General features: G+C 49.8%; 19 protein-coding genes. 5 read left to right on the top strand and 14 right to left on the bottom strand.

Annotated elements, in window-relative coordinates; translation table 11 throughout:
• Positions 1 to 12 precede the first annotated feature (12 nt).
• Positions 13 to 144 carry a hypothetical protein gene (locus NW211_RS09685; RefSeq protein WP_258327695.1) on the bottom strand — a complete coding sequence of 44 codons (132 nt, stop codon included), beginning with the start codon at positions 142 to 144 and terminating at the stop codon, positions 13 to 15.
• A 515-nt stretch (positions 145 to 659) separates the two neighbouring features.
• On the opposite strand from NW211_RS09685, the gene NW211_RS09680 reads away from it, so the two are divergent.
• The 5 genes from NW211_RS09680 to NW211_RS09660 are packed head-to-tail and all read left to right on the top strand — an operon-like array spanning position 660 to position 4,829.
• The gene (locus NW211_RS09680) at positions 660 to 2,036 is read left to right on the top strand and encodes an ATP/GTP-binding protein (protein WP_154577742.1); all 1,377 of its coding nucleotides are present in this window, start codon (positions 660 to 662) and stop codon (positions 2,034 to 2,036) included.
• A 12-nt stretch (positions 2,037 to 2,048) separates the two neighbouring features.
• Positions 2,049 to 2,636 (top strand): hypothetical protein, encoded by a 588-nt coding sequence (locus NW211_RS09675; RefSeq protein WP_154577741.1) that lies wholly within the window; start codon positions 2,049 to 2,051, stop codon positions 2,634 to 2,636.
• Positions 2,637 to 2,641: 5 nt separating this feature from the next.
• Positions 2,642 to 3,493 carry a hypothetical protein gene (locus NW211_RS09670; RefSeq protein ID WP_154577740.1) on the top strand — a complete coding sequence of 284 codons (852 nt, stop codon included), beginning with the start codon at positions 2,642 to 2,644 and terminating at the stop codon, positions 3,491 to 3,493.
• A 2-nt stretch (positions 3,494 to 3,495) separates the two neighbouring features.
• Positions 3,496 to 4,476: a virulence RhuM family protein gene (locus tag NW211_RS09665; protein WP_154577739.1), complete on the top strand. Its 981-nt coding sequence runs from the start codon at positions 3,496 to 3,498 to the stop codon at positions 4,474 to 4,476.
• Between the two features lie 14 nt (positions 4,477 to 4,490).
• Positions 4,491 to 4,829 (top strand): hypothetical protein, encoded by a 339-nt coding sequence (locus tag NW211_RS09660; protein ID WP_154577738.1) that lies wholly within the window; start codon positions 4,491 to 4,493, stop codon positions 4,827 to 4,829.
• Positions 4,830 to 5,232: 403 nt separating this feature from the next.
• On the opposite strand, the gene NW211_RS09655 is transcribed toward NW211_RS09660, so the two are convergent.
• The 13 genes from NW211_RS09655 to NW211_RS09595 form a co-directional block, all read right to left on the bottom strand.
• The gene (locus tag NW211_RS09655; protein ID WP_258327694.1) at positions 5,233 to 6,063 is read right to left on the bottom strand and encodes an AraC family transcriptional regulator; all 831 of its coding nucleotides are present in this window, start codon (positions 6,061 to 6,063) and stop codon (positions 5,233 to 5,235) included.
• Between the two features lie 192 nt (positions 6,064 to 6,255).
• Positions 6,256 to 7,179 carry a DMT family transporter gene (locus tag NW211_RS09650; protein ID WP_258327693.1) on the bottom strand — a complete coding sequence of 308 codons (924 nt, stop codon included), beginning with the start codon at positions 7,177 to 7,179 and terminating at the stop codon, positions 6,256 to 6,258.
• A gap of 14 nt (positions 7,180 to 7,193) precedes the next feature.
• The gene (locus tag NW211_RS09645) at positions 7,194 to 8,216 is read right to left on the bottom strand and encodes an aldo/keto reductase (RefSeq protein ID WP_258327692.1); all 1,023 of its coding nucleotides are present in this window, start codon (positions 8,214 to 8,216) and stop codon (positions 7,194 to 7,196) included.
• 14 nt (positions 8,217 to 8,230) lie between these two features.
• Positions 8,231 to 8,911, bottom strand: coding sequence for an SDR family oxidoreductase (locus NW211_RS09640; RefSeq protein WP_258327691.1), 681 nt, complete (start codon positions 8,909 to 8,911; stop codon positions 8,231 to 8,233).
• A gap of 1 nt (position 8,912) precedes the next feature.
• Positions 8,913 to 9,296 (bottom strand): flavodoxin family protein, encoded by a 384-nt coding sequence (locus tag NW211_RS09635; protein ID WP_258327690.1) that lies wholly within the window; start codon positions 9,294 to 9,296, stop codon positions 8,913 to 8,915.
• Between the two features lie 755 nt (positions 9,297 to 10,051).
• Positions 10,052 to 10,960, bottom strand: a complete 909-nt coding sequence (locus NW211_RS09630) for a hypothetical protein (RefSeq protein WP_258327689.1) — start codon at positions 10,958 to 10,960, stop codon at positions 10,052 to 10,054.
• A gap of 3 nt (positions 10,961 to 10,963) precedes the next feature.
• The gene (locus tag NW211_RS09625; protein WP_087408413.1) at positions 10,964 to 11,329 is read right to left on the bottom strand and encodes a LytTR family DNA-binding domain-containing protein; all 366 of its coding nucleotides are present in this window, start codon (positions 11,327 to 11,329) and stop codon (positions 10,964 to 10,966) included.
• A 151-nt stretch (positions 11,330 to 11,480) separates the two neighbouring features.
• Positions 11,481 to 12,329, bottom strand: a complete 849-nt coding sequence (locus NW211_RS09620) for an endonuclease/exonuclease/phosphatase family protein (RefSeq protein WP_258327688.1) — start codon at positions 12,327 to 12,329, stop codon at positions 11,481 to 11,483.
• Between the two features lie 18 nt (positions 12,330 to 12,347).
• Positions 12,348 to 13,190 (bottom strand): DUF4886 domain-containing protein, encoded by an 843-nt coding sequence (locus tag NW211_RS09615; protein WP_258327687.1) that lies wholly within the window; start codon positions 13,188 to 13,190, stop codon positions 12,348 to 12,350.
• Between the two features lie 155 nt (positions 13,191 to 13,345).
• On the bottom strand, positions 13,346 to 13,870 hold the full coding sequence (locus tag NW211_RS09610) for a hydrogenase maturation protease (RefSeq protein ID WP_258327686.1): 525 nt from the start codon (positions 13,868 to 13,870) through the stop codon (positions 13,346 to 13,348).
• Entirely contained in the window at positions 13,851 to 14,612 is a 762-nt protein-coding gene (gene cybH / locus NW211_RS09605) for a Ni/Fe-hydrogenase, b-type cytochrome subunit (protein ID WP_258327685.1), read from the bottom strand. The genes NW211_RS09610 and cybH overlap by 20 nt, the downstream gene beginning before the upstream one ends.
• A gap of 27 nt (positions 14,613 to 14,639) precedes the next feature.
• Positions 14,640 to 16,358, bottom strand: coding sequence for a nickel-dependent hydrogenase large subunit (locus NW211_RS09600; RefSeq protein ID WP_258327684.1), 1,719 nt, complete (start codon positions 16,356 to 16,358; stop codon positions 14,640 to 14,642).
• 19 nt (positions 16,359 to 16,377) lie between these two features.
• A complete protein-coding gene (locus NW211_RS09595; protein ID WP_087408419.1) occupies positions 16,378 to 17,559 on the bottom strand; it encodes a hydrogenase small subunit in 1,182 nt (393 codons plus the stop codon).
• Positions 17,560 to 17,581: the final 22 nt, after the last annotated feature.

The following is a 17,581-nucleotide window of genomic DNA, read 5'->3' as shown; positions in this document are numbered from 1 at the left end:
ACATCCTAATAATTATTTCCTATGTTTTGTTGGGCCAACTTTAACCTTTTCCACCACAGTTGTACTGGGATGTTTTTGTGCATAGGAAATAGAAACAAATTGTCCAGTTTTGGCATCTCTACCTTTTTTTACTGTTCTTGCCATATTTGAAATGTTTTTATAAAACTATACGGTGTCTTACCGATTCCGTTACGGTGCACTTTGGCGTTGCATACCTTACTTAAAATCACCAATCTTTATCTTTTATGTGATTCCGGACAACAATAGAAACATCCATCAACATTGCTATAGTAGCTTCTAGCCGCTTTTATAGCATCTCCACTATTGGAGAAATAACCCAAGTAAATTCGATTCTTCTCCAATGGCAAATACCTACAGTTTGATATATGCACTTCATGCTCTCCTGTTGGTTGGGCGATTTTGTTTACATAATAATAGCCACTCATATCTTAAATGTCAACTCTCTGGTCCTTTCGCCAGGGTCTTAATTTCGAATTGACATGGCAAAGATATGCACTTTTCTTTGTTTATGCAAATAAGATGTGATAAAATCACATTTACCAATGCTTATATATGTATTTAACAGATATTCTACTTGAATTATTGAGAAAAAATCACTATATTTGCACCAGTTCATTATATAATCAGTAAAGTAAAATATGTTAGAGCAATTTATAGTTGAAAATTTTCTCTCTTTCAAAAATCGAGAAGTATTTTCACTTCAGCCCAACAAGGGTACCTTAAAAAGAGATCACAAAACTGAACCTATAAAAGGACAGTGGGTGTTGAAGTCGGCCGCAATGTTTGGAGCAAATGCCGGCGGAAAGAGTAACTTTGTTAAAGCTATTGAACTAGGTAAAAAACTTGTTCTAAAAGGAACAAGAACAGATGACTTAATAGAGTTTTATCCGTTTCGATTAAGCTCTGAAAATAAGAAGAAAGATACAACTATTATTTATCACATACTGTGTGATAACAAAAAATACGAATATGGTTTTAGTTACAACGCTGAACAAATTAGTTCAGAATGGCTTAAACAAATAAATAAAAACAGCGAGTATGTTATTTTCCAAAGGGAGACTGAGAAATCCATATTTGAAATTTCATACCTTCTAAAACTCAACCCTAAAGAAGAAGAATCACAATTCTTATCATTTCTGGCAAAAGCAACACCACAAAGGCAATTATTTCTCCATGAAGTGATGAGCCGTAATATTCATGAGAATGTGTCAAATATTAAGGATTTAGACTCTGTCATTGAATGGTTCGTGAATTCTCTTAAAATTATATTTCCTGACACACCATACAAACAAGGTGTTCTACTTAAAGCGGTGGACGACAACGACCTGAAACGCGGTTTTGGAGCTCTCTTGAGATACTTTAATACAGGTATAGATGGCGTAAAATTAATAGAAGTTCAATTTGAAAAACTTGGAATTCCACAAGATTTACAACGCGCGATTAAAACAGACTTATCGAAATCCAATACAGATGAGGCATTTGGAACATTACGTTTTGATGATAATCTATATTTAATAAACTTGATTGATGGCGAAATTAAGGCCAAAAAGTTGATGACTGTCCATAAAAAAATTGATGATGCAGACGTGGAACTCTTCTCTCTTGGTGATGAGAGTGATGGAACAAAGCGTTTATTTGATTATATCCCACTTATTTTAGATTTGATTCAAGGAGGAAAAGTTTTTGTGGTTGATGAAATGGAACGCAGTTTGCATCCGTCACTTATTCAACAAATAATTTTATTATTTTATAAATATTCAAACGGTGTTTCCAGTCAGCTAATTTTTACGACTCATGAAAGTTCTCTAATGAATCAACGGATATTTAGAAAAGATGAAATATGGTTGATGAAGAAAGACAATTGTGGTATAAGTTCATTTGGAAGGATGGACGAGTTATATAATGTGCGTTTTGATAAAATGCTCCAGAATAGTTACCTTAATGGCGAATATGGTGCAACACCCATATTTGAAACAGAGGAGGAAATAAGCAAATTATTTTCATCCTTTAAATAATAGAAAAGATAAATGGCGAGCTTTATTTCCAAGTCTTTATTTACTGCTACAGTGACGGCTCCAACATTTTTGTCACTTGGTTTAATTGGTATTATAAAAGACAGTATGAATTATTTTCAACTATGGGGTAGCATGTTAAAAAAACATGAAATTCCTACCAACTTTGAATGGTGGAGTATAAATTTTAGCTTAATATTCATGCTAATATGTTTTATAGGCATTAAAATATTCTTTTATAATAAGTCCAATAAACACGAGGAAGGTAAAACCATTAGAGTGCAATCATATTCAAATTTATCTCAAAATAGTGCTGAGCAGGTAATTTCTTCTATAATTCCTTGGCTGACAATATTTGCAGATAAACTTGATTTTAAGGTGTTATTTGTCTGCATAATACTTCAATGTTGCTTTATTGCAATTGCAAGTTACAATAACAATAACTATAATTTACTATGTTCAATATGGGGGTATCGTTATTATGAGGTTCATACGGAAGAAAACACATATATTCTTATTTCTAAAAAATGTATTAGAAATAAGAATGAAATCAAAAAGTATGTTGAAGTAACAGATTATATGGGTTTAATTATTAATGATTAATAACTATGAGTCAATTTTACGCATTGATGCACGACAATACGGTAAAATATATATCTCTGAGAGAAGAAATTATTGCCGATATTAGAAATCTTTTTATAAACGGTGGTGCTGTATTAAAACCTGAAGGTATAGAAGAGGATGAATTTGATGGTAATATCGTAAGCCGAAATGGAGAAAATATTACGTATGTCAATTATAACTTACCAGAAGATTTTGCTCGTATACCAGATAATCAAGCAGACATGTCCGAATATAATATAAACGAGGACACACCTAAAAGTATATTTTATTATGATGACGGAAAATTTTATTTTCAGGCTTTTAATAAGAAAAATATGTTACAACGTAAAATGATTCTGCAAATTGAGTTTGGAAACGTCTTTGCCAGAATGAATAACAATGCTTTTATTGTTGAGGATAAAGTTCATGCTATATTCGAGAATGGAAGGTTATATTTTCAAAGTTATACAATTGCAAATCAAATATTTTCATTGATAGATTTCGTTACCGAAGCCACAAATACAGAAATTGAATCCTTTGGAGATATAGAGGGAATCAATGTAAATACAGAAAACATAAAACATATTGCAAATATAAAAACTCGTCGACTTATAAAATTATTATCCAATACAGATAATATTGAAACTTTTATGAGAAAGGCATCTCGTACAAGAGCCAATCTTTTAAGGAAATATGGAGTGAATGCACAAATTAATGAAAATAACGAATTAGTATTACCAACTAATAATGTTGTAGAGTTGAATCGCACCTTGGAATTTCTTAATGAAGATATATTTAGAGGAGTAATTACAGATAGGCTTTATCGATCAAATTCAAAGAAAAAAGATAATCATTAATTATGAACGAAGAAAATAAAATAATCCTATATCAGGACGATAACGAAATAACTCGTGTATCGGTACGCTTTGCCGATGAAGACTTATGGTTGACACAGAGTCAGTTAGCAGAGATATATGACACATCACAACAGAATATTAGTCAGCATATAGACAATATCTACAAGGATGGAGAACTTATAGCAGAAGCAACTAACAAGAAATTCTTGTTAGTTCGTCAGGAAGGCAATCGTCAAGTAAGGCGTAATATAGACCATTATAATCTCGATATGGTCATAGCTTTGGGATATCGTGTCCAGTCTCAAATAGCAACACGCTTCCGGCGTTGGGCGACACAACGTTTACATGAATATATTCAGAAAGGTTTTGCGATGGACGATGAACGGCTGAAACAGGGAGGAAACCGCTATTTCCGAGAGTTATTGCAGCGTATCAGGGATATTCGCAGTAGCGAACGAAATTTTTACCAGCAGGTTACGGACATATATGCTACAGCTACGGACTATGATCCTCGTAGTGAAATGACTAAAACTTTTTTCGCCACCGTGCAAAACAAACTGCATTATGCGGTTCATGAGAATACAGCTGCAGAGATAATATACAACCGTGTGGACAATGAAAAACCGTTTGTCGGAATGACTAATTTCAAAGGTAATTACGTAACCAAAGATGATGTAAAAATTGCGAAAAACTATTTATCTGAAATAGAACTGCAACGACTGAATCTGTTAGTTTCAGGATTTCTTGATTTTGCAGAATTCCAGGCATTGGAGATGAACCCTATGTCTATGAAGGATTGGATAGAAGCTCTTGACAATCAGATTATAGCTCACAAACGAAAAATCCTGATTGGCAAAGGCAATATTTCACATAAACAAGCCATAGAAAAAGCTGAAAAGGAATTTGAGATATACCGCAAGCGAGAAATGGATATGCTTGAAAGTGATTTCGACAAAGAGGTTAAAAGATTAAACAAGAAATAAAGTGATATTATAATATGAATAATGCAATTGATTTAGCCTTTCTTACGGCAAAAGTAGCTACATTAAAAGATGAGAAAGCAAAAATGATTGTTGAAGGTGCTTCTTTAGCATATAACATAACTCAAGTTGCTCGTTTCCGATCTATGATTGTGGAGTTATCACAAATATGCAACTATATTGTGTACAAAGCTAGAATCATAGGAGAATGCACACAAGGAGAATATGATTTAGCTTTGGAGTGCCAACGGCAAATTGAGGAATGCAACAAACAAATAGCCAAACATGAAACAATGACTATGGTAGATGGTATATCTTTGCTTATTGATATGCTTGGTAATTTGAATAAAAAATAAATCGGTTGGAATCCCACACCAAGGTGGAGCAAAAACACATGGCATCTGCTTGTATTTCAAAATAAAGCGTTACCTTTGTACTATAATAGGAAATCGACTCCGCAAGACACTGCAAAATATTGCAAGAATCCGGTGGAGCAATAGCGGGAGATTACTTCTTTAGCTGAAAGATACATCAAAGATATTCAGCCACTTATCGTTAGATTACGATTCCTGGTGGCACCACTTTGAAGAAAAGCAAAAGACAGTAAAATCCTGATTTCCAAGCGAAATCGGGATTTTTTGTTTTCCCCCGACACGCAAAAAACGGCAGAATGGCAAGACCAGTTCGAAAAGAGAATGATACATATTCTTTTGGAACTGGTCGAGTAAAGTATTGTGGTGACCGGTTTGTCTATAGCATTCAAGGACGGACTGCCTTGACCTCTCCCGGGGGTACCCCGAACTGACGCTTGAATGCACTGAAGAAGTGCGAGCGGTTCTTGAAACCTACCGCTACGTATACATCGGAGGGTTTGGTGTCGCCTTGGGCTAACAGCTCGTAGGCTTTTTCGAGGCGTTTGCGGATGAGCCATTTCTCGGGCGAGAGGTCGCTCACTTTGGCGAAGTCGCGCTTGAAGGTGGCAAGGCTGCGCCCGGTGTAGGTGGCGAACTCGTCGAGTGTCATGTCTTGTGTGAAATTTACCTCCATGAAAGAGAGCAGGTCGATCTTCCACGACTCGTTGAAGTCGAACAACGTGGGGTAGAAGCGATCGTCCGTATCGAGCAGGCAATAGAGGGCCTCTTGCATCTTCAAGCGGATGATTTCGTCCTTTGGTTTGAGGTTGGCATCGGTGTAGGGGAGGAGCGACAGGAACAGGCTTTGCAGGGCTGGAGTCTGGGGCAGCAGGAGGGCCGATTCGCGGAATCGTTTCACCTCTTTAGATAGGGTCGTCTTGTCTAACGTGCTGAAGAAGTTGCGCAGGAAATTGCGCTCGAAACGGATGCTGATGGCTTTGTAGGGTGTGCCGCCGGCGGTGTGTTTCAGCAGTTTTACCTGGTGGTTCCGCTTGATGAAGACGTAGTTTCCTTTGCCTACCTTCAGGGTGTGTCCGTTGTCGTCGACCACCATCTCGCCCGAGTAGACGTAGATGAGGACGTGGACGGGCATGCGGTATTCCGACAGCATCTCGTGCGGCACGAAGCAGCTGTATACGATGTTCCAGTAGTTATAAACTTGTGACTCTTTTAGCATGACGGTGTAAATTTAAGTGTTTATCGTCGAGTGAACAAACTTTTCTCCTGGTCGTGCAGTTGGAAACGGCATAGACGTCTCTCGCCCGATGCCGGAACCTGCGCCGGTTACGGGGGTGTCTTGTTGTCAAGATGCAGTCTCGTTGTTTTGCAAATCAAGTCAACACTAAAAATGTGGTTATCGGGTTTGTTCTTATATTCTTATGATGGCCACGCCTGCTATCATGAGTGCCACGCCGGCAAGCTGGAGGTACGAAATCTGTTTCTGTACCGATCCCATCCAACCGTATTTTTCCATCAGAAGGCTAAGTAGCATCTGCCCGAGCAGCAGGGCCATGAAAAATGCGCCTGCTCCAATCTGTGGTATCAGCCATGAATTGCCAAACACGGCGATGGCACCGCATATGCCGCCCAGCCACATCCACCACGGATTCTCTTTTTTGAAGGCCATGCGCATACGGCCCAGTTTGCCGCTCCCGATGCAGAAGACCGCAATCACAGTGGTTGCGATGAAAAACGATAGGGTGGATGCCTGTACTGCCGATTCGAGGCAGAGACCCAGCCGGCCGTATATAGCCCCGATGGAGGCCATGAGACAGCCTGCTATGATGGCCGAAAGTTGCCAGAGCAGGGTGTGCCGACTTGCGGCGTGTGTCGTTTCTTTCTTCCTCAAATTCGGTATGACCACGACCAGCAGTACCCCCACAACCAGCAGGAGCATGGCCACCATGCGCAGGGTCGAAAACGGAATGCGCACTGACCCGAAGAGTCCGAAATGGTCTATGACCAGACTGAACAGGAGTTGCCCCAGCAGGGGAAGAATGGTGGTCTGCAATTGCCCAATTGCCCGGAACAGGCAGATGGTTATGGTGATGGTACACAAGGCAATGAGGCCTCCCGTCCAGCCCCACCAGGGGGTATCGGCAATTTGCCCTGCTGATGGCAGCAACGGTATTCCCAGGGAGGATGAAATCACCGCCAGCAGCAGCGAGGAGACCAGGAATGAGATGAGTGTCACCACCCAAACCTGTCCTATGCTCGCTCGCATCCGTGCGTTTGCCGCTGTCTGTATGGGGACGAGCACGCCCATCAATAAAGCTATGGATAAAAAGCCCATGTCAAAAAGAGTTATTACGATTTGTGTACTCCCGAACTGCCGTATAGTCTGGTGCGCAGTTCTCCCAGTTCTGCAATCTGCTCATCGGTGCGGTTTCCATATACGTTCAGCTTGTCCAGTTCGGCGGTGAGGGTGGCGTATTCCTCATGGGTGAGCCAGACCTCGGCTGCGCTCAAGTTTTCCTGGATGCGAGCATCGCTCCGCATGCCGGGGATGGGCACGATGTGTGTCTGCTTCATTACCCAGGCCAGGGCTATTTGTGCCGGTGTACAACCTTTGGCCTGTGTATATTGTGTGACCAGATTTATGATTGGCTGGTTGGCCGTCACGTTTTCGGGTTTGTAACGCGAAATAACCCGGCGTATGTCGTCGCCCTCGTAATGCTGTTGTGCGGTATATTTGCCGCTGAGCAATCCTCCAGCCATCGGAGAGTAAGCCACAAAGCCTATCCCCAGCTCCCGACAAAGCGGAATCACATCGGTTTCCCACTGGCGGGCCATCATGGAATATTCGCTTTGCACGGCGGTGAGCGGCGTTACGGCGTTGGCTTTACGCACCTGCTCGGCGGTAGCCTCCGATACGCCCCAGGCCAGGATTTTGCCTTCGCGGATAAGTTCGCCGAACCACTCTGCCATCTCCTCCACATCGGCTTCCTCGGGTACGCGGTGTGCATAGTACAGCTCTACGTGGTCTGTCTGCAATCGTTTCAGGCTGCTTTCAATGGCAAAGCGTACTCCGTTTCGGCTGAGCTTTCCCCCGGATATGTGCTCTTGCCCCATGAGGGCTGCCGGCGAATACTTGGTGCTCAGTACAATTTCGTTACGGATAGGTTTCAAGGCTTTCCCCACCAGTTCTTCGTTGCGGTAGGTGGCATATATTTCGGCCGTGTCGTAGAAGGTGCATCCCATGTCGTGAGCCTTGCGCATCAGTCGAATCGACTCTTTTTCTTCGGGAATCTTGCCGTATGCCGTGCTGAAACCCATGCAACCCATGCCGATGGCGGAGACTTCCAGGTCTCTCAGTTTTCGGGTGTTCATCGCAACCTCCTTTCTCATGAGTTTGTTTCGGCGTAGACCGTCTCGCATTCGCCGCGTTCGTTGTACATCTTCCAATAGCTCTCGGCTATGCGTGAGGGGGCAAAAAATCCGTCACCACCGATGGCTCCGCATACCGTCACGGTACCTACAAAAATGCCTTGCGCCTTCAGCTCCTCGTGCAGGGCATGGGCCATGGCCCGGAGTGCAGCTTTGTCGAGCGACAGGGGGAGGTAAGCCGCGCTTGGGAAGAGAGCCAGTCCGCCGCCGGTCAGTATGATGGTGCCCTTCTTTTGGCCGAACTCCTCGTTTGCTACCTGGCCGATGCAGTGGTAGGCACTTGCCACGTCCACTTGGTAACGGCGCAGCAGTTCCGAGTTGTCCATCCGTCCCGGTCCGTCGGGTGCTGTGATACCTACGTTGTATACGAGAACATCGGGCGTACCGAATTGCTGCTTCATTTGGGCAAATGCCTCCGTCAAAGTTTCCGGTCGCTCGGCATCGGCCACGAAGGCATTCGCTTCAATACCTTCGGCGGTGAACTCTTGTTCATACTCTTTTAAGGCCTCGCTGTTGCGTGCCATCAGCACCACCCGAAATCCTTCTTTTCCAAACCGTTTGGCTACGTGGTTGCCTAGACCCTGTCCGGCTCCTACCACTACGATTGTCTTCTTCTCCATAATTCGATTGATATTCATATTATAAGGTTATCCGTAATTTTTCTGCTTCACTTCTGTGGCTGACCATGCCCCGGTAGTGCAGGCCGAACAGGCGACAGAAGATGTTCATCGTGTAGTTACCCGCCTCGAGCATGGCTGTTGACGGGGCTGCACCCTGGAAGATGAAGTAGAGCTCTTTCCCGCTCAACCGATGTTTCAGGGGTGTTTCGTAGATGTGGTCGAGCAGCGTGCGGAATTGCCCCGTCATGGAGTGCCAATAGACGGGACTGCCCATGACGAGCACATCGGCTTCCAGCATCTGCTGCATGACTTCGTCGAATTGATCGTCGTCGAAAGATTGCCCCAGAGGATAAATCTTGTAATCGACCAGGTTCAGTGTTTTATACTTCGTCTCTGCGAGCATCCGTTAGGCCATTGCGGCGGTATTGCCGCTACGGTTGGGGCTTCCGTTTATGAATAGTATCCGTTTCATCACTTTCCGATTTGTTTGTCTTACGGTTGCAAAGGTATGACGGAAAAGAACGGGCAGAGTTGTTGTCCGGCTCAAAGAAGAGTTGCTTTGCGGCTCATTTGAGTCTCCTCTTCGGTGCCCTCCCAAGAGGGCATATAGGCCCGTCGAGGGAGTAGCAAAAGGGGAATCGGCTGATGGCTATCTTGTTTTATTCCCTATCGATAAAGCGGGGGTGCGACCCCGTGTGGAGTGCGCACCCCGCTGTTGACTCGAACGAGGGCCCCCGGTGGAATGGGGGGCGTAAACAGGTAGGATAAGTGTAACATCCTCGAGTTCGAGTCGAGGTCCCCTCTGGACTCTTTTTTATGAATAGACGTTGCGTGAGTTGTCGCTCAGTCCCCTTTTTTATAGCCCGTGTGCCGTGCCGGTTGTGACCGGGGTGGGCAGGTCGGGCCTGTTTTCTCAGTCGTTTGTTGATATAGAGGCGTGAGGTGGATGATTTCTATCTACCCCCGGCCGATTTTTATTTACCGGAATAGCGAAGGGGGGCAAAAGCGCAAACGGGGTGGCGCTTTATGCCGGGCCGAATCCTGTCGTCGTGACACAAAGATGATAAAAAGATGACCGATGGAAAAGTCGGTGAAAGGGGGGTGTATGAAATGGGCCGTCGCCTGGCATTTGATACAAGGGGTGCGGGGTGGTGCGGATTAGCGTTTGCGCCAGAGGATGTAGCTGGTGTTGGCGGGCATGCGGTACGACTTGCGGCCGAAGGTGTGGCGCTGCCCTTGGGCATCGGTGCTCCAGCCGTAGGAGAGGCTGCCTACCAGGTAGATGGCGTGGGTGACGTCGAGGTCCTCGAGGGCCTGGGCGAAGTCGTGGAACGACTCGTTCGAGAGGGTCTCGACAACCATGATTTCGCCGTTGCGGTCGCACAGCGAGCGGCGTATCGATTTGTTTTTGGGTTCGTTGTCGACCAGTTTGCCGTTGTCGACGAGCGGATATTGGCGGAAGAAGTAGCCGCCGGTCTCGGTGGCTCGCTCGAAGAGCGGGGAGTTTTCGGCCACGCCTACGGTGATGGTGTCGTGTATGATGGCACAGTAGCCGATTTTGGCTTTGCCCCAGGCCAGGGGTTCGCCCTTGAGCACGAAGGCTCCCACGATTTTACGGTTGTCGCGACGGATGTCGGCGGCCTGGGCTACGAAGATAATCGACGAATCCCGTTCGTCCAGAGCTCCTACCTGCAGCGAGGGGACGGCCCCGTGGGGAATGTGGATGCGCAGTGGGATGTCGTTGATGGTGGTGTCGATTGTCTGGGTGTAGGGCGTGGCGAGGGTGTCGGGGCAGGAGCCCAGCCGGTCGACCACCCGGGGCTCGGGCACCGTGGTCGTGGAGGGTTGCTGCTCGAAGTAGGAGATGTTCTCTTCGTCGGTCTCGGGTGCCTCATTCCCGGGCGAGAGCAGCAGAAGCAGCGCAATGACCACCCCGATGAGGATAACGATGGCAATCACCCAGCGCAACCATCGGCTGTCGTTTTGGGGATCGTTGGGGGCCGTGGCTCCCGAGTCACCGATAATCCGTATTTCGTCGTCTCTGATATTGTCTTTGAAGTCTGTCATCTTTTATTCCCTTTCCGATTCAACGAGTTCTTTCAACTGTTTGAGCGCCTCGCGTGAGGGCGTCACCGTATATTTGTTCGAGCTGTTGTCCGACAAGATTAACTGCTGTTTGGGCAGGTTGATGTAGTAGATATACCTGCGGTTGATAATCAGTTGCTTTCCTATTCTGATGAAGGCTTTGCCCGACGAACTGCCCAGTTGTTCGGCAATGAGTTTCTCGATTTGCCCCAACTGGTAGGTCACTAATCGGGCCTCCCCGTCGGCCAGAATCAAGGTAGAGTAGTTCCCGTCCGACGAGATATAGATGATGCGGTCTTGTGCGATGCGCACCAGATCGGTCGAAGTCGATATGATGAGGTAGTCAGACATCTCTCTTTCGTCGAGAACAAATGTAAAGAAGAATTTTTTTCGGGACAAACGAATCGGTCGCGAATGTATCAACCGCGGGGTGGAGTGTATGAAATGGCCCCTCGGGCGGACGAAATGGCCCGGAGCGGTCGCGCTCCCCCCCGATGTCGGGCTACTCGGTGGGGAGTAGCTCTACATCGACATAGAGGGGCAGGTGGTCCGATGCCTGGGTGACGTCGCCCGAGTGGAATCGGGTGGCGATTTGCGAGTCGGTCACCCGGCAGGGCACGCCGTTGTTCAGTTGCAACACGTAGTCGATGCACATCTCCGGCTTGCGCGACGAGTAGGTGTTGCCCTCGACCGAGAGCACCGTCCAGTGCTGCTTGAGGGTCTGCAGGGTCTGCGAATCGGGCTGTGCGTTCAGGTCGCCCAGCAGGAATACCGGCTTGTTGCTCTCGCCGTATCGTTCGGTAAAGATTCGGTTGATGTATTCGGCTTCACGCACCTGGGTCTCGGCCTGCAGGTCGAGGTGGGTCGAGGCTACGATGCAGTCGTCGAGCTCGACAACCGCCACGGTGCGAGGTTCGCCGCCCGGCGGCAAGGCGATGGTGTAGTGGTGGCCGATGCGATTGCGGCACACCACCCCGATACCGTACGAGCCACCCCGGTAGGGCATGGCGGGGGCATAGGCATAGTGCCACTTCATGAGGCGGGCCAGACGGTCTATCTGGAAGATGCCGCCCGTGCGGGAGGTGCAGCTGTCGAGCTCTTGCAAGGCCACGGCGTCGGCATCGAGCTCCAGCATCATCCGGGCTATCGAGGCGTAGCTGCCCGAGGTGTATTTGGTGAATGCCCCCACGTTGTAGCTGACGAGCCGGATTGTGTTCGGGGCTTTGGGGTAGAGTGCGGTGGCTTGGGGGCTGCCGGGGTTCGCTTTGTGCTCCTCTTGGGCCTGGCCCTGCAGCGGGAGAACGAGCAGCAGAGCCAGCAGGAAGGCCATCCGTATATCGGTTGTTTTCATGGTTGTACGGGTAGGGGGTTAATAGTTCGACATGTCGGTGACGGCCGTGGGGCAGAGTATGGCGGCGTGGGCGGCGTGCTGGGCAATGGCGGCCTGTTGCTCGGTAACTCCGTCGGGGCGATAGGCGATGCCAATCGACGATTCGCCGAAGAAGGTCTCGAACCAGGTGCAGGCAGCCGTGTAGCGGCCATACTTCAGGTTCAGGTGGTAGCCGTCGCGGCAGAGGGTGTCGCCCAGGCTGCTGCTGCGGGCATTCTGTATGGCGGTGCCGGTGGGGATAACGATGGTTATGTGCTGACGCTTGGCCACCTGGTCGTAGGAGAATACCACGTCGTCGTACATGGCCTGCTGGTTCTTACCATAGCGGAAGAATCCCGGGTGTGTCGAGTTCTTGGCGTAGGCCCAGGTCTGCTGCAGGGCATATTGTACGTGGGGGTTGGTCGCATGGGCACGAACGTAGTCCATGAGTTCGGCCAGGTCGGGGAAGTAGGTGCTGTACTGCCCGGCCAGGGAGCTCACCTGCTGGAATACGATGTAGTCCCACTCCTCGTCTTTTAGGGCTTCGAGTAGGGTTGTGCCACGTTCTTCGGAGTATTGACCGTCGACATTTTTGCGGTAGTGATAGGCGGGGCGGTCGTGGCGGGCGTTGTCGAGGTGGCGCTCGATGGAGCATCCGCCTATGTAGGTGTTGGCCACGATGATATGTTTCCCGGCCGAGCGGGCTACCTCGTCGAGGTACTCGATGCCGTCATCGGCAAAGCTGTTGCCGATGGCCAGTATCTTTACGGTGTCGTTTTGAGCCTGAAGTGCTGCCGACAGGAGCAGGCACAAGGCGAGCAGAAGGGTGTGTTTGGTTTTCATAAGTGATGAATGTGTTTTATTGGATTTCGGGGAGCCAAATTACACAATTTTTTTGTCACGACGATACAAATGGACCCAATTTTTGAACCGAAAAAAGCGCGGCGTACCGGAGTGAGAGTCGTTGTCTTGCGGGTGCGGGCGAGTGCGATTACGCATTATCCCAGCGTAATCGAATAGCGGCCGTGACGCAGGTCTTTGATAATCTCGAAGACCAGTTGCAGAATCTGGGGAATGGCTCTCCTGATTTCGGGCGAGAGGTGCATGCCCAGGCTGTGGCAGTTGCGCACGCTCACGGCCAGCAGTTCGATTTGCGGAGCCTCACCCAGGAGCAGCATGGCGTCGATCATTTCTTTCAGTCCTATTTCGTGGGCGCTCAGCAGGGGCGGGTAGTCGCGGGAATATCGGGGAGAGAGTCTTCGTATGGTCCCGACCGGACGGTTGTCGAGGGCTGCATCTACGAGAATGATGCGAGGATAGCTTTGCAACGTCTCCAGCAGGGCCAGTCCCCCGGTCCCCCCGTCGAGGACATCGACGCCGCGAGGCATCTCCATTTGGCTGAGGGTATGTACGATGTGTATGCCTATCCCCTCGTCGTTGAGCACGAGGTTTCCTATCCCCAGCACGAGGATAGGTTCGCTGTCGGGGGCCGTTTGGCGGGGCCTATTTTCGTTTCGTTTCATGGCTTATCTCTTCTTTTTGTCGGTGTATCTGTTGTTGCTGGTTTTGCTCGGTTTCATACTCCTCGGCCAAATCTTCCCGGATGAACTTCCACCCGCCGATAATCGATGAGGCGATGCCGTTGCGCTCGATGTAGTCGTGGTAGAAGACCAGATAGATGTGTGCTATGGAGAAGAGGATAAAGGCCCACATGGCCAGGTGGTGAATCTGCCGCACGACGAAGAATCCGCCGCATAGTTGGAGTATCCACGAGAAGAAGAGCTCCATCACGTTGTTGGTCGATACGCAGAACATGGCCAGACCGGTGACAGTCTGGATGATAAACAGCACGAATACCCCGAAGTAGGTAAAGGCGGCCAGGCTGTTGTGTCCGATGTCGTAGAGGGGTTTGGGCGAGAGTAGCAGCACGTCGACCTTGGTCGTGTCGCGTATGCCCCGCCACTGCTTTCGGGTGAGGGGCAGGTAGTTGTTCCAGCGTGCAAACGAGTTGCCGGCAAAGGCCCAGTAGAGGCGTACGAGAAAGTTGAGGATAAAGACAAAGGCGGCTACGAAATGGATAAACCGTACCCAGCCAAACCAGTAGTTGGCCTCGGGGGGCGTGGCGTGCTGGATGGCCGGTGGATTGCCTATGAGGTAACCGGTCACACACAGTACGACAATGGCGACTGCATTGGCCCAGTGGAAGATACGCACGGGTAACTCCCAGACGTATATCTCGCGTAAGGATTTTCGACGGCTTATCATAACAGTTTCTTTTTTTTGAGGTTATCGTTATATCAGTTCACAGCGGTGTATGTGTTCGCCCCGCTCGTCGTAGAGATGTACGGCGCAGGCCATACAAGGGTCGAACGAGTGTATGGTGCGTATGATTTCGAGCGGAGTTTGCGGGTCGGCGACCGGGGTGCCGATGAGCGAAGCCTCGAAGGCCGACCGTTGGCCGCGAGTATCGCGGGGCGAAGCGTTCCAGGTGGTGGGCACAATCATCTGGTAGTTCGACACTTTACCATCCTTGATGTTTACATAGTGGGCCAGCGAGCCGCGGGGAGCCTCGGTGAGGCCTACGCCCTGTGCCGTCTCGGGCCAGGTGCGGGGTTCCCACTTGACCCCGTTGAACATGCGGTAGTCGCCGTTCTTGATATTTTGCAGCAGGGCAGTGTAGAAGTCGGTTTGCCAGTCGGCCAGCAGACTGGCTTCGATGGCTCGGGCCAGGGTGCGACCTGCGGTGGAGTACATGGCTTCGTAGCCGACTCCCAGCTGGTCGAGACATCGGGTGGTGATGGCTCGGTAGGTTTCGTCGCCGCAGGCGTGTGCCACGATGTTGCGGGCCAGGGGACCTGTCTCCATGGGCATGCCTTTGTAGCGGGGGGTTTTTATCCAGCTGTAAGGCTGGTCGCGATCGAGGTACTGGTAGGGGGGTGTGGCTCCGGTGTAGTCGAGATGCGTTTCGCCTACCGAGGGGTGCAGGCCCACCTCCTTGCCCTGCGAATAGGAGTACCACGAGTTGTTCACAAACTCGAGCAGACCGTCCATGGCCCAAGGGTCGAACTCGACAACCCGCGACAGGTCACGGTCGACGACGATACCTCGGGGGCTCTTGTAGGTCGACAATTCGCCGTAGTGCCCCATGGGGTAGTCGCCGTAGGCGATGTAGTTGTGCAGGCCTCCACCGATGCGGGTCCACTCGGGATAGTAGGAGAGGATGGCCAGCACGTCGGGCAGGTATACCTGTTGCACGAAGGTCTGAGTGCGTTCGATAATCTGGGCTACGTAGTTGAGCCGCTCCATGTTGAGGGCGTTGGGGTCGTTGATGTTGATGGCACAGGCCATACCTCCCACCAGGAAGTTGGGGTGCGGGTTCTTTCCGCCGAAGATAGTCTGTATCTTCACCATCTCCTTTTGCACGTCGAGAGCCTCGAGATAGTGAGCCAGAGCCACGAGGTTGACCTCGGGCGGCAGTTTGTAGGCGGGGTGTCCCCAGTAGCCGTTGGAGAAGATGCTGAAGCGGCTGGTCTCGATGAACCGCTCGATGCGTTCCTGTATCTCGACAAAGTAACCTATCGAGTTCTTGGGCCAGGGCGAGAGGCTTTGGGTCACCTCGGCCGCTTTGCGGGGATCGGCTTTCAAGGCCGACATCACATCGACCCAGTCGAGAGCCTGTAACTGGTAGAAGTGGGTCACATGGTCCTGTATGGTTACGGCCGACTGCATGAGGTTGCGCACCTGCTCGGCATTGGGGGGTACGACGATGCCGAGGGCATTCTCGACCGCCCGTACCGAACAGAGCGAGTGTATCGAGGTGCATACGCCGCACACGCGCCCTACATAGGCCCACACGTCGCGGGGGTCGCGGTCTTTGACAATAATCTCGATGCCGCGTATCATGGTGCCCGAGCTGAAGGCGTCGGTGATGACGCCCCCTTCGATGTCGGCCTCGATGCGCAGGTGGCCTTCGATTCGGGTGATGGGATCTACAACAATTCGTTTGGTCATGGTTCGGTGTTTTTAGCGGTTAGTCTTTCTCCTGTTCCAGGTGGTGCGCCTTCCGTTCGAGAGTTCTCTCCTGTTGCTCGATTTGCCGTTCGTCGGCGGCGAAAGCCTCGCGGTTGGGTTCGTCGTTGTCCATCTGGTTTTTAATGAGTTTACGTTTCTGTATATTGGTTACAACGGCATGAGCCGCCACACCGGCCGCAGCTACGGCGGTGAGCCCCAGTCCTATCTGGTCGGCTGTGGCTTCGATGCCGAATCCGTTGACATCGGGCAGGTGGTGATACAGGGGTTCGGCATCCCAGAATCCGGGTTCGGCACAACCGATGCAGCCGTGTCCCGACTGGATGGGATAGCTTACCCCCTCGTTCCATTTGATGACGGCACACGAGTTGAAGGTGTTGGGGCCCTTGCACCCCATCTTGTAGAGGCAATACCCCTTCTTGGCATTCTCGTCGTCGAAGGCTTCGACAAAGAGTCCGGCATCGAAGGCCGGCCGGCGGTAACAGGTGTCGTGTATGCGGCGTCCGTAGAAGGTGACGGGTCGCCCCATGGCATCGAGCTCGGGCAGCCGATCGAAGGTGAGGATGTAGGTGATGACTCCGGCCATGACATCGGCGATGGGCGGACAGCCCTGCACGTTGATGACCGGTTTGCCCGATATGATTTTATGCACGGGTTTCGTATCGGTGGGATTGGGATAGGCACCCTGCACGCAGCCCGACGAGGCACAGTTGCCCCAGGCGATGATGGCGCTCGCTCCTTGGGCGGCCTCGTCGAAAATCTCTTTGGCCGAACGGCCGGCAATGGTGCAGTAGCCGGGATTGCCCAAGGGTATGGAACCTTCGACAATCATAATGTATTTGCCCCAGTTGGCTTTCATGGAGCGGTCGCGCACGGCTTCGGCCTGGAAGCCGCTGGCCGCCATGAGGGTGTCGGAGTAGTCGAGCGAAATCATCTCGAGCAGAATTTGCCCCACGAGCGGATGCGACGAGCGCAGAAACGACTCGCTGCAGCAGGTGCACTCCTGAAAGTGAAACCAGAGTACCGGTTTGCGGGGCTTGGACTGCAGGGCATCGACCACCTGGGCCAGACCGCTTTGCTGCAGTCCCAGCATGGCTCCCATGATGCCGCAGAATTTGAGAAACTGGCGGCGGGTATAACCCTTCGCCTTCAGCTCTTGGTAGAATGTTTTTTCTTTTCCCATGACAGATAGGTGTTTGGTCGTT

Origin of the sequence: Barnesiella sp. ET7 (genome assembly GCF_024733785.1) — a bacterium.
Taxonomy (GTDB): Bacteria; Bacteroidota; Bacteroidia; order Bacteroidales; family Barnesiellaceae; genus Barnesiella; species Barnesiella merdigallinarum.
Note: the sequence above shows the minus strand (reverse complement) of the source record. Positions and strands in the feature narration are given on the sequence as shown.